Genomic DNA, 12,969 nt, shown 5'->3' with positions numbered 1-12,969 from the left:
ACTGGGAATAAAAGGTCATTCGTGGTATCCTCCCCGTCTGCAATCGAAAAGGCCATTTAGTGACCCCCTTCGCCCGTCAGTAAAGGAAAAGTCACCTGGCTGAATCCTTCGCCGGCGCGGCCAGCGCATAAGGCCGGTTGAACAGTTCCTGGCTGACGGAGAACTGCTCGGCCAGTTTGCGGATGTTTTCCTTGGACAGCCCTCTCCGGCGGTGCAGGATATCCGATACCAGGCTGGTACTGACGCCCAGTGCGGTGGCCAGGTCTACCGATTTCATTTTGTGGTCTTTCATCAGGAAACGGAGCGACTCAATAGGATCCGCTTCTGTAAAAGTGTTGTGATCACGGTCGTATTTCTCGATCAGCACCTGCAACAATTCCATCACATCCCGCTCGGCGGTGCTTTTTTTGTTCAGCATCACCAGCTTTTCCAGCAGGCCCGCATACCGGTGGTATTGTGCAATTGTTTTGATCACTTTGTACTTGAGTGGTTCCATCATGTTTGATTTAATATTCGGCAATGGTGTACTGCCTCCCCTCTTTGCAAAGGGCGGTGTATTGGCTGTGCGTGCCGATCCATGAGATAAAAAGGTGAATTTCCCGCTCTCCGAAAACATAGTGGCAGATCATGCGGTAATTATTGCCGCCAATATCAAATACCACGCGACTACTGCCGTTGCCCAGCAGATCCGCCGAGCCGAATGTTTTCAGGATATCGGCGGGGCATGCCCAGGAAGCGTTCTTAACAATGGACAGCCATGCCCCTGAAAGGCGCCCTGGCGGAAGGATAAATACGTTTAAACCCTTCGATCGATTCCTTCCTGATCAAATGTATCTTCATACATGCTGACTTTTCAAAGTTATAAATAATTCGCAAAACGCGAACTTTTTACAAAACTTTTTTCCCGCCGGCATCCGCAGATATATACATCCAGATCAAAAAAAGGTACAGAGCGCACCTTATGATGAATCTACCGGAAATAAGGCATCCCGCCAAATCCCCTTTTCAAACATTTCAAAAACGTTTGTTTTACTTTCATTTTATTATAAAATCTAGAAAATTGTTTTTACTTTTAAGCCGCTACAGTGAATAAAAGGAGTTCCACATCAGCCAAAGTCATAGGACCGGTATTGCCGGAATCCCTGTAGGAAGCAACAGATATTGTATTATTCAGCCATATCAGCATGTCATGAGTCACATTGGTACACGTAAAAGCGCATTTACAGGCAGGTTTCACTCTCTTAACAATTGCTTAAAGGTAACTTAACCTTCAAGGGAATGCAATCCTTTGCATTTCTTCTCATCTTGCGGGCGCATTTCTGAAAGGAGAATTAGCGTCTACACCTGACAGGCCGACTTACCGGTCTGAACGGGATTACTATTTCCGGGTTTAACATGTTCACCTATAAAATCGACATCGTATGTTCGCAAAACAATCGTTTAAAGTCTGGCTATGGCTGCTGATGCTGCTTCCCGCGGCGGCAACGGCCCAACAGCAGGATGCTACGCTCACCGGCGTGGTGACCAGCGCAGCCGGAGAATTACTCCCCGGCGTTTCCGTGGAAGTGAAAACCGCGGCCGGTCAGAGAAAGGGCGCCGCCAGTGATGCAAAGGGGGTATTTACCGTGCAGGGATTACCCGTAGGCGCACCTTTAACTGTTACGTTTTCTTTCATTGGATTTGAGCCCCATGTATTAAATAACCAGGTTTTGAAAGCCGGCAGCAACAATCTGAAGGTGCAGCTGAAAGAAGGCAATCAGAATCTGAATGAACTGGTGGTAGTGGGTTACGGCACCCAGAAGAAGGTGAACCTGACCGGCGCCATCGCCCAGGTAGACGCCAAAACACTGGAAAGCCGCCCCGTGGCCAACGTTACCCAGGCGCTCCAGGGCGCCGTGCCGGGCCTGAACATCACCTTCACCGACGGCCGCCCCGGCTCCAACGGACGCTTTAACATCCGCGGCAACAACCCGCTCAGCTCCGGCGCCACCCCGCTGGTACTGATCGACGGCGTACCGGGCTCCATGAACAACGTGAACCCGCGCGACATCGAGACCGTAACCATCCTCAAGGATGCGGCCGCATCGGCCATCTACGGCGCCCGCGCCGCTTTCGGCGTTATCCTCGTAACCACCAAAGCCGCCAAAAAAGGCAAGCTGACCGTGAATTACGGCAATAACTTCTCGTCTGCCCGCTCCACCGTGAGCACCGACTTCATGACCGATGGTTACACCGCCGCCATGATGAACGACGAAGCTTTCCGCGTATCTACCGGTAACACCTATACGCGTTACACACCGGAAGATTACGAAGAACTGAAAAAACGCCAGACCGACAAATCGCTGCCTTCCGTGGTGGTATCCAACCGCAACGGCCGCGACCAGTACGTTTATTACGGCAATACCGACTGGTGGAAAGAAATGTTCTTCGACGCACAGCCCGCCATGGAGCATAGCCTCAGCGTATCAGGCGGTTCGGAGAAAGTGGACTTCATGCTCTCCGGCCGTATGTACAACCGCAAAGGGATGATGCGCATCAACCGCGACGAGTACAACTCCTATAACCTGCGCACCAAACTGACCGTAAGGGCCACCGACTGGCTGACGTTCACCAACAACACACAATTCAGCATCGCCAAATACACCTACCCGGGATGGGGCGTAAACAGCAACTTCGTGTCCATCACCGTACACGCACTGCCCTCCTATGTGCCTAAAAACCCGGACGGTACGGCCACTTACATCACCGCACTGAACAACTACCAGATCGGCGACGGTATTTATGCGGACCTGCTGTACGGCAAATCCAAAGGCATCGAGCGCTGGAACGAACTGATGAGCACCTGGGGTGCCACCATCAAACTGAGCAAACATGTGAACCTGTACGCCAACTACACGTTTACGCTCAACCCTGCCAGGGACAACGATGCGGCGACCAACACCACCATCCGCCAGGCGGCCGCCCCCTACTCCATCTACCCGGGCGTGATCAGCAAACTGCCGCGCGCCGACTTCCTGCGGGAAGAGACCAATAACGACATGTACCACGTGGCCAACGCCTACGGCGAATTCGCGAAAGATTTCAGCGGCCACAACGTGAAGTTCATGGCGGGCTACAACCAGGAGCTGAAACAATTCAAACGCATCACGTCCGAGCGCGGCGACCTGCTGTCCGAAGACCTGAACGACATCAGCCTCGGTTCCGGCAACTACGTACTGGGCGGTGCGCAGAGCGAATGGGCCCTGCTGGGTTTCTTTGCCCGCGCCAACTACGACTATAAAGGCAAATATCTCTTTGAAGCCAACGGCCGCTACGACGGTACTTCCCGTTTCCCGAAAGGCCAGCGCTTCGGTTTCTTCCCCTCCGTATCCGCCGGCTGGCGCGTGAGCGAAGAAGCGTTCTTCGAGCCGCTGAAAAAGACCGTGAACGACCTGAAGTTCCGCGCTTCCTACGGCTCGCTGGGCAACCAGATCACCACCTCCTCCTACCCGTACATTCCCGTACTGAGCAGGGGTACGCTCGACTGGATTGCCGCCGGAAAAAAACTCGAATACCTCACCGCGCCCGGCGCCATTTCTCCGGACCTTACCTGGGAAAAAACCGCCTCCATCAACTACGGCGTAGACGTATCGCTGTTCAAAAGCAAACTGAACGTCAACTTCGATTATTACATCCGCGATACGAAAGACATGCTGACCAAAGGCATGACGCTGCCCGCCGTATTCGGCACCGCGGAACCGAAAGAGAACGCGGCCGACCTCCGCACCCGCGGTTTTGAGCTGAACATCACCTATACCAACCAGTTCCAGGTTGCCGGCAAACCGCTCGTGTACACCGTGGGCGGTAACCTGAGCGACTTCTCCACCGTGATCACCAAATTCGACAACCCGAGCCAGCTGCTCAGCGACTACTACGTAGGTCAGCGCTATGGCGATATGTGGGGTTATATGACCGCCGGTTATTTCAACTCCGACGAAGAAGCCGCCGCATGGTCTGCCAAAGTTGACCAGAAACTGGTAGGCTCCAACATCGTAGGCGCCGCCGGCGAATGGAACAGGCTGCGTGCAGGCGACCTGAAATTCCAGGACCTCAATAACGACGGCGTGATTTCCCCGGGTAAAAACACCGTGGCCGATCATGGCGACCTCGTGCATCTCGGCAACAACCAGATCCGTTTCCCGTATGGCTTTACCGGCAGCGCGAGCTGGAACGGCTTCGACGTATCTTTCTTCTTCCAGGGCATCGGCAAAAAGAACTGGTACCCAGGCGCCAACGCGGATAAATTCTGGGGCCCTTACAGCCGCCCGTATTATTCCTTCGTGCCGCGCGATTTCGAAGAAAAGATCTGGAGCCCTGAAAAAGGCCAGTCGGCCTACTTCCCCCGCCTGCGCGGTTATATCGCGCTCAACGGGAACAACCCGCTCACCAATACGAACGACAAGTACATGCAGGACCTCGCTTATCTCCGTCTGAAAAACCTCACCATCGGTTATTCGCTGCCCGACAACCTGCTGAAGCGCTTCCGCCTCAGCCGTTGCCGCTTCTACGTGAGTGGGGACAACCTGGCCACCTGGACCAAACTGGAAACCAAATACATTGATCCCGAGCAGGCTGCGGCAGACGCCAACGGCCGTGTGTATCCATTTGCGAAAACATACTCCGCCGGTCTGGACCTGTCTTTCTAACCATTAAACAGCAATTGAAATGAAAAAGTATATTTCCATAGCATTACTCGCCGGAGGCAGCCTGTTCGCGGGTTGCAGCAAGTTCATGGACCGCAAGCCGGTTTCTGATATTGCACCCGACCAGTTTTTCAACAACGAAAAAGAGCTGAGGGTTTATCTCAATTCCTTCTACAGCGCCTTTCCCTCCGCGGAAGGGGTGTACAACGAGGATATCGACAACATCGTCAAATCCTCGATGGGCGACAACATCACCGGCAAGCGCACCGTTCCCGTGACGGGCGGCAACTGGAGCTGGGGAGAACTGCGCAAGATCAATTTTTTCCTCGAAAACTATAACCGGGTGATGCCTGAGCAGCAGGCCGCCAAATTTGCCGCGGTGGCGAAATTCTTCCGGGCTTATTTTTATTTCGATAAGGTGCAGCGCTTCGGGGACGTGCCCTGGTACAGCACCACCGTGCAGCAGAAAGACGAGGCCGCACTGAAGAAAGCCAGGGACAAACGGACGCTGATCGTGGATTCCATCCTGGCCGACATCGACTATGCCATCGCAAAAATCGACAACGAGGTACCCAGCACGGAAATGGTGACCAAATTCACCGCCCTTGCGTTAAAGAGCCGTATCTGCCTTTTCGAGGGCACTTTCCGGAAATACCATCCTGAAATGAACCTCCCCGGCTGGGAAGCGCTGCTGCAGAAATCCGTGGAAGCATCCGAAGCCCTGATCGCCAGCGGCAAATACAAGATTTACACTTCCACGCCTTCGAAAGCGTACCTCGAATTGTTCGCGTCCATCGCGCCGATCAAAGACGAGATCATCCTCGCCCGCAACTTCAGCAACGAACTGCAGGTATGGCATAACGTGAACTACTACACGATCACGTCTTCCTACGGCAAACCAGGCCTGGAAAAGCAACTGGTGAACAGTTACCTGATGGCAGACGGCAGCCGATTTACGGACATCAGCCGTTACGACACCATCACGTTCTACAACGAAACCCAGAACCGCGACCCGCGCCTTTCGCAGACCATCCGTACACCGGGTTATTCCCGCATCGGCACCACCAACAAACTGCCGCCGGACTTCGGGGCGAGCGTAACCGGTTACCAGCTGATCAAATTCGTGACCGACCTGTCTTTCGACTCCTTCAACCGTTCCATCAACTCCATGCCCGTGTTCAGGTACGCCGAGGTGCTGCTGAACCTGGCGGAAGCCAAAGCGGAACTGGGTGCGATCACACAGGCCGACCTGGATAAAACCATCAAGCCGCTCCGCGACCGCGTGGGCATGCCGAACATGAACCTGGCCGCCGCCAATGCCACCCCGGATCCATACCTGGCAGCGCAATACCCCAACCTCTCCGGCGCCAATAAAGGCGTTATCCTGGAAATCCGCCGCGAAAGAAGGGTTGAGCTGGTAATGGAAAGCTACCGCTGGAACGACCTGATGCGCTGGAAAGAAGGCAAAGCCATGCTCCGCCAGTTCAAAGGCATGTATTTCCCCGGTATCGGCCAGTACGACCTCGACCGCAACGGCAAAATCGACGTGCATATCTATGAAGGCACCAAACCTTCGCCCGCAGTAAGCGGCGTGCAGTACTTCAAGCTGGGCACCGAAATCGACCTGGAAAACGGCGCGGCCGGCGGTAATGTGATCATCAACCGCAACATCACCAAAGTGTTCGATGAAACACGGGATTATCTCCAACCTATTCCCATCCAGGAAAGGCTGCTGAACCCGAACCTCACACAGAACCCGAACTGGAACGATGGTTTATAATACAACGATTTCCATCCGGGAAAGGCTACCGGACCCGAACTGGAGCAATGAATTATAACACAACGATTCGATACAAACGTAAAAGGGCGTCCTGGTCATCAGGGCGCCCTTTTTTATTGATTTCCGACCGCCGGATATATTCACCCATATGCAGCGGAATGCAATGTTTTCTACGGCCGCTTGTACCGTTGCATAATACAGCGGGAGAAAGCACCGTCTATTTTATTCTTACGGGATCAGCCGGTTTCGGCACCGGTTTCACACTTTTCGTTTTCAGTTCTTCCAGCAGTACCTGCACCCCTCTTTCCAGCTGCGGGTCGCGGCCGGCGATGACGTCTGCGGGCGTTTGCTCCACATCTATGTCGGCATGCGTGCCTTCATTCTCGATGATCCAGTTACCTTTCGTATCGTAAATACCGAAGCTCGGGGAAGTCACATAACCGCCGTCCATCAACGTGGGATAGCCGCTGATGCCCACCAGGATGCCCATGGTGCGTTTGCCGATCAGCTTGCCCAGTTTCTTCTGCTGAAACATCCAGGGCATCATATCGCCGCCGGAACCTGCGTATTCGTTGATGAGCATGGCTTTGGGACCATAGATGCCGTTGCCGGGCGTAGTGAAGCTGCGGCCGTTGCGCACGCCCCAGTAGCTGAGCACTTCACGGTCGAGGATGTCGATCACATAATCCGCCACGGAACCGCCGCCGTTAAAACGCTCATCGAGCAGCAGGGCCTGTTTGTCGGTTTGTGCGTAGAAGTAGCGGTTGAAGGAGGTATACCCTTCCATGCCCGTATTCAGCATGTACACGTAAGCGATTTTGCCGTTGCTGAGCTGGTCTACTTTTTTACGGTTACCTTCAATCCAGTCGGTTTTACGCAGTTCGTATTCTGCGGGGCCATCGATCGGCTCCACCACTACTTCGCGGGCGCCCGATTCGGAAGGCTGGCTGTTGACTTTCAGCACGATCTGGCGGCCTACGGTATGCTGCAGCAGGGCATGAATATTCTCCTTCGCCGTGAGGGGGCGGCCGTTCACAGCCAGGATGTAATCACCTTCTTTGATGTTCAGTCCGGGTACGGCCAGCGGCGCTTTCAGCTGCGGGTTCCAGGCCAGCGTGCTGTAGATTTTCGAGAGGCGGTAGCGGTTCTGGTGCATCTCAAAGTCGGCACCCAGCATACCGGTGGCCACGTTCGGGCCGGAAGGGATATCGCCCATGCCCACATAGTTGTGGCCCACTACCATTTCACTCATCATCTCGTTGAGCAGGTAGTTCAGATCGGCACGATTGCTCACGTGCGGCAGCAACGCGGCATATTTCTTTTTGTTCGCATCCCAGTCTACCCCGTGCATGTTTTTCACGTAGAAGAAATCCTTTTCGATCTTGTACACTTCATCGAAAATCTGGTTCCACTCGGCCACCGGATCGATGTACACACTCACGTTGGATACGTCCACTTTGCCGTCGCCGGGGTTCGGCTTGCGGTCTGCGGGCACAATGTTGTAGGCGCCGGACGACAGGAGCAGTATTTTCTTCGCATCCGCGCTTACGATATACATGTTGGCTTTGGCGAAGGTTTCATTTTTACGTTCTTTCAGGTCATAATACTTTAGTTCGCCGTCCATCATGTAAAACAGTTTGTCTTTCACCTGGCCGTTCAGCGCGCGGTAGTTACCCGCGGGCAACGGCAGGGCGATGATGCGCTGCTGGATGCCGTCTACGTCGATCCGTGCGGTGGCAGGGGCCGCAGCCGGCTTGCTGGTGTCTTTTTTCTTTTCCGGTTCCGCGCCTTTCACCGTTTCTTCATCGCTTTCCGGTGTGAAGATCGTGGGGGTGTTTTTATCCAGCATCACGGCGTAGATGTTGAACGCCATCTGCTTCCCGTAGGTCTGCATGTGCAGGCCGCTGAGCGCCATGCCGCTGTTGGTGCTGCCTGCGAAGAAGAGGTATTTGCCGTCCGCGCTGAAAGTGGGATTGCCGGCATCGCCCATCCCGTCCGTCACGGCCGTGCTTTTGCCGCTTTCCAGGCTATAGAGATACACGGCGTCGAAGCTGTTCTCCTGGAGTTTGATGTAGGATATCCATTTGGAATCCGGCGACCATACCGGTGCGAACACGTTGGTGTTGCCGGAAGGAATCGACCCGTTGCTGTTGGTGTCGACGTGCACGACTTTCTTCGTTTGTACGTCGACGTAATACAGGTTGAAATGCGCATCGCTGAAAGCGATCTTTTTGCTGTCCGGCGACCAGGTGAGGCCGAAGTAATACACCGTTTTACCCAGTTCGATTTCGATGGGCTCCTTTTCCGCTTTCTGATCGCGGAGGATCAGTTTATAGTTACCATCTTTATCGGACAGGTAAGAGATCCATTTCCCGTCGGGCGACCATCCCGGTTCCCTTTCGTGTGTGCCCGGCGAGCTGGAGATATTCCGCACATCGCCTTTTTCTTTCGGGATGGAGAAGATTTCCCCCCTGCCCTGCACCAGCAGCCTTACGCCGGTAGGCGACAGGTTGACGCGCTCGAAATTCTGGATCTTTTCGTACCGCGGGCGTTTGGAAGGAATGTCCGCGCGGATGCTCACCTGCAAGTCCGTTACCGCGGCCGTGGCCGGGTTCAGCAGGTGGATGGTGGCCGCCTGTTCGAACGCCAGCGTTTTACCGTCGCCGGTAAGCGTCTTCACGTCGTCGGTTTTATATTTCGTGACCTGCGTTACCTGTTTGCTATCCGTATCATACCGGAAGATGTTCATGGTATGATTGCGGTCGCTCAGGAAATACACGCTTTTCCCTATCCATACCGGTCTTATGTTGTTCGAGTTGGCCGCGGGGATTTCTTCGATCTGGTGGGTGCTGTTATTGAATATCCATATTTTGGGCATGTACCCGCCGCGGTAGCGTTTGAAGGGACGGTACACCGTGGCTCCTTCCGTGGGGTCTGGGTTCTTGATGTAAGCGGTGTATTTTCCGTCGGGTGAAACGGCGCCCTGTGTAGCTTCCGGTATTTTCGCATGCACCACCGGCAATTCGCCTTTGGTGCTGACACTGAACAGCTGCAGGGTGCGGCCGGTGGGCGATAGTGCGCCGGAGGCGAAGAGGATATGATCGTTGTCTACCCAGCCTCTCAGCACATCGCGGGACGGGTGCCAGGTGAGGCGCTGCGGGTCGCCGCCTTCCACGGAGATCATATAAACGTCGGTGTTACCGTCGTAGTTGCCCGTAAAAGCAATCCATTTCCCATCGGGCGAAAAATACGGGTCCTGTTCGACGCCCGGGTGAACGGTGAGGCGCAGCGGCTGCGAGCCGTCGCGGTTCGCCAGCCAGATGTCGCCGGCGTACATAAAAGCGATGTGCTTTTCGCTCACGGCCGGGTTCCTCAGCAATTTAGTTTCGGGTTGGGCCTGTACGGATATAGGACCGAGGGCCATGCAGGCGCCTGCGGTAAGGCCTAATAATTGATGCATCATAAGCGGTTATTGGGTTTTGTGCAACCAAAAGTGGCAATGTTGCAAAATAGGGCAAAACGGGGGAATCCGGGCCGGAAATCTGTATAAGCGGCCTGATCAGTTAAAAATAAATCCATATGCATCTACGGCTTATCCCATCGTCAGCACCATATCCCGGATAACCGCGATGAGCGACGAGGGATAAATCCCCAGCCAGAGCAAAAGCAGCATCAGCCCGGTTAACGCAAAAATCCCGAAGAAAGGTAGAGGTTTCCGCTGCGGAGCGTCGAGTGGCTGAAACATCATCGCCACAATGCGGATATAATAGAACAGACCAATTACGCTGTTAATGACGAGCAGTACCAGGAGCAGCCACAACCCGGCGTCGACGCCGGCCGCGACGATGTAAAATTTCCCGATGAAGCCGGCGGTGAGGGGGATGCCGGCGAGCGACAACATCATGCCCGTAAAGATGGCCGCCAGCCAGGGCTGCCGCCAGAACAGGCCACGGAAATCTTCCAGGTCTTCCGCATCCCGCACTTTATCCGACAGCAGCGCCAGCACGCCAAAAGCACCGATGCTGGTGATCACATACGCCACGAGGTAAAACATCACAGCCTCCTGCCCTGCCGCCTGCCCCGCCAGGAACGCGATGAGGATGTATCCCATATGCGCGATGGAAGAATAGGCCAGCAGGCGCTTTACATTCTGCTGCAGCAAGGCGAGCCAGTTACCGGCAAACATGCTCGCCATGGCGATGATGGCAATTACCCACCAGAGTATCGTGTATTCGTACCCGTCTATATCGCGGTAAAAACGCATGAGCAGCACCAGCATGCTGCCTTTGGACACGGTGGCGATATAAGCGGCCACCGGCAGCGGAGCGCCTTCGTAAATGTCCGGCGTCCACATATGAAAGGGAACGATGCCAAGTTTAAATCCGACACCGATCAGCATGAGCCCGAAACCGGCCACCACACCCACCGGCACACTGCCTGCCGTGGCCAGGTACCGGCCGATGCCGGTGAAATCCATCCGCCCGCTTTCCGCATACACGAGCGCCATGCCGAATAACAGGAAGGCAGAAGAGAGCGCGGCCAGCAGCAGGTATTTGATACCGGCCTCATCGGACCGCTCGCGGGCCCGCAGGTAGGCAATCAGCCCGTACAGGCTGATGCTCATCGTTTCCAGACCGAGGAACAGCGAAATAAAATGCTGGCTCACCACCAGCACGATCCCCCCTACCGTCGCCAGCAACAGGAGGATGTAATATTCTTCCTTGCGCTCTTCGCGCTGCTCGAAATAACTATAGGATAAAAACAGTACGCTCAAACCGGCTACCAGTATCAGTCCCGTATTGAACAGGGCGAACGCGTCCACCACGAAAAGCGGCGCTATCACATACGGCAGTTGCCCGGGATGGAGGAACAGCGCGCCGAACGCCAGTATAAAAGCCAGCACGGTAAAGGCGTGCATCACCCGGTGGTTTCTTTTGATGGCCACCAGCAACATGGCGATAACAGCGGATGCGCTGATGATCAGTAACGGTAGTATGCTTAAAAAGTCGGTGGCAGACATAGCTTGTTATTTTAACGGATGATGAACGGCTACCGCCGGCACGGCGGCAGGTTTGGCGGTGTTGATCACGGGCTGCGGATACACGCCCAGCCAGATGATCACGATCACCAGCGGTACGAACATGATCACTTCCCGGAAACTCAGATCGGGCAGCCGGTATTCGCGCAACGACACGCCGAAAAACACTTTCTGCATGATGCGCAGGGAATATACGGTAGCCACTACCAGCCCGATGGTGGCGGCGATGGTGATCCAGGGGTGCGACTGCCAGCTGCCGGCCAGTATCAGGAACTCGGCGATAAAATTACCGAGGCCCGGCAGGCCCAGCGAAGCCATGACGAATATCATCGCCACCACGCCCATGCCCGGCAGGGCCGGCCAGAGGCCGCCCATTTTTTCGAGCTCGCGGGTATGCAGGCGGTCGTACAGCGAACCGGCGATCATGAACAAAGCGCCCGTGCTGATGCCGTGGGTGATCATCTGCATCACCACGCCCTGGTAGGCCAGTTCATTGAAAGCAAAAGCGCCCACCAGCACAAAACCCATGTGGCTTACACTGGTATAGGCCACGAGGCGTTTAAAGTCCGTTTGCGCATAGGCGAGTTTGCCGCCGTACAAAATGCCGATGGCGCCCAGCAGCATGATCCATGGTGCAAAAAACTGCGAGGCTTCGGGGAAGAGGGGCAATACAAAGCGGAGAATACCGTAAGCACCCGTTTTCAGGAGCAGGCCCGCCAGCACCACCGAACCTGCGGTAGGCGCTTCGGTATGCGCATCCGGCAGCCAGGTATGGAACGGGAAAGCCGGCAGTTTTACGATGAAGGCGATGAGGAAACCCAACATCAGCCAGCGCCCCATTTCCTGCGACATCGGGGTGTTGAGCAATTCGAAATAACTGAACGTGAACGTGCCGGTGTTCTGGCCATGCACGAAATATAATCCCAATATGGCGAGCAGCATCAGCAGGCCGCCGGCCTGTGTGAATATGAAAAACTTCAGCGCGGCATACAGCCGGTTGCTGTGGCCCCAGATGCCGATGAGGAAATACATGGGTATCAGCATCACTTCCCAGAAGAAATAAAACAGGAAGAGGTCCATCGTCAGGAACACACCGGTAATGCCTGCCAGCACAAACAACAGGTTGAAATAGAAGAAACCCGCACGTTCTTTGATTTCGTTCCACGACACCAGCACGGACAATACACCAAGGAAAAACGTGAGCACCACCATCAGCAGGCTGAGCCCGTCCATGGCCAGAGAGAAGCTGATGCCGAAGCGCGGCATCCAGGGCTGTACAAAGGTGACGTACCAGCCGTCGCTGCCAGCCGTCTGTAACCAGTACCCCGCTGCCAGTGCCAGGTCGAACACCATCACCATCAACGCGATCCACCGCGGCAGCATTTTATGGGCGGCCGCTGACAGCCAGGCTGCGAATGCGCCAACAACCGGAATGAGAATGAAGAGAAAGAGGATCATGCGTAAACGGT

The 12,969-nt window shown here is 54.9% G+C and carries 7 protein-coding genes; 2 read left to right on the top strand and 5 right to left on the bottom strand.

What is annotated here, in order from left to right:
• Positions 1-91: 91 nt before the first annotated feature.
• Both EGT74_RS25930 and EGT74_RS27420 read right to left on the bottom strand, forming a co-directional pair.
• Positions 92-499: a helix-turn-helix domain-containing protein gene (locus EGT74_RS25930; protein ID WP_220392972.1), complete on the bottom strand. Its 408-nt coding sequence runs from the start codon at positions 497-499 to the stop codon at positions 92-94.
• A gap of 7 nt (positions 500-506) precedes the next feature.
• Positions 507-710, bottom strand: a complete 204-nt coding sequence (locus EGT74_RS27420; RefSeq protein ID WP_394338040.1) for a type II toxin-antitoxin system HigB family toxin — start codon at positions 708-710, stop codon at positions 507-509.
• Positions 711-1,421: 711 nt separating this feature from the next.
• Here EGT74_RS27420 and EGT74_RS25920 point away from each other — a divergent pair.
• Both EGT74_RS25920 and EGT74_RS25915 read left to right on the top strand, forming a co-directional pair.
• A complete protein-coding gene (locus EGT74_RS25920) occupies positions 1,422-4,685 on the top strand; it encodes a SusC/RagA family TonB-linked outer membrane protein (protein ID WP_220392971.1) in 3,264 nt (1,087 codons plus the stop codon).
• Positions 4,686-4,704: 19 nt separating this feature from the next.
• The gene (locus EGT74_RS25915) at positions 4,705-6,462 is read left to right on the top strand and encodes a RagB/SusD family nutrient uptake outer membrane protein (protein ID WP_123849522.1); all 1,758 of its coding nucleotides are present in this window, start codon (positions 4,705-4,707) and stop codon (positions 6,460-6,462) included.
• 217 nt (positions 6,463-6,679) lie between these two features.
• Here the strand turns inward: EGT74_RS25915 and EGT74_RS25910 are convergent, their stop codons facing one another.
• From EGT74_RS25910 to nuoM, 3 genes are all read right to left on the bottom strand, one after another.
• Complete coding sequence (locus EGT74_RS25910) at positions 6,680-9,925, bottom strand: S41 family peptidase (RefSeq protein WP_123849521.1); 3,246 nt, start codon at positions 9,923-9,925, stop codon at positions 6,680-6,682.
• A 129-nt stretch (positions 9,926-10,054) separates the two neighbouring features.
• Positions 10,055-11,482: an NADH-quinone oxidoreductase subunit N gene (locus EGT74_RS25905; protein ID WP_123849520.1), complete on the bottom strand. Its 1,428-nt coding sequence runs from the start codon at positions 11,480-11,482 to the stop codon at positions 10,055-10,057.
• A gap of 6 nt (positions 11,483-11,488) precedes the next feature.
• The gene (nuoM, locus tag EGT74_RS25900) at positions 11,489-12,958 is read right to left on the bottom strand and encodes an NADH-quinone oxidoreductase subunit M (RefSeq protein ID WP_123849519.1); all 1,470 of its coding nucleotides are present in this window, start codon (positions 12,956-12,958) and stop codon (positions 11,489-11,491) included.
• Positions 12,959-12,969 lie beyond the last annotated feature (11 nt).

It is taken from the genome of Chitinophaga lutea (assembly GCF_003813775.1).
Lineage (GTDB): Bacteria > Bacteroidota > Bacteroidia > Chitinophagales > Chitinophagaceae > Chitinophaga > Chitinophaga lutea.
This window is presented reverse-complemented; position numbering and strand designations above follow the sequence as displayed.

What these genes read in the sequence shown, in the direction of transcription:
- EGT74_RS25930 (WP_220392972.1), bottom strand. Translation starts at nt 499, where the DNA reads ATGATGGAACCACTCAAGTACAAAGTGATCAAAACAATTGCACAATAC.
- EGT74_RS25920 (WP_220392971.1), top strand. Translation starts at nt 1,422, where the DNA reads ATGTTCGCAAAACAATCGTTTAAAGTCTGGCTATGGCTGCTGATGCTG.
- EGT74_RS25915 (WP_123849522.1), top strand. Translation starts at nt 4,705, where the DNA reads ATGAAAAAGTATATTTCCATAGCATTACTCGCCGGAGGCAGCCTGTTC.
- EGT74_RS25910 (WP_123849521.1), bottom strand. Translation starts at nt 9,925, where the DNA reads ATGATGCATCAATTATTAGGCCTTACCGCAGGCGCCTGCATGGCCCTC.
- EGT74_RS25905 (WP_123849520.1), bottom strand. Translation starts at nt 11,482, where the DNA reads ATGTCTGCCACCGACTTTTTAAGCATACTACCGTTACTGATCATCAGC.
- nuoM (WP_123849519.1), bottom strand. Translation starts at nt 12,958, where the DNA reads ATGATCCTCTTTCTCTTCATTCTCATTCCGGTTGTTGGCGCATTCGCA.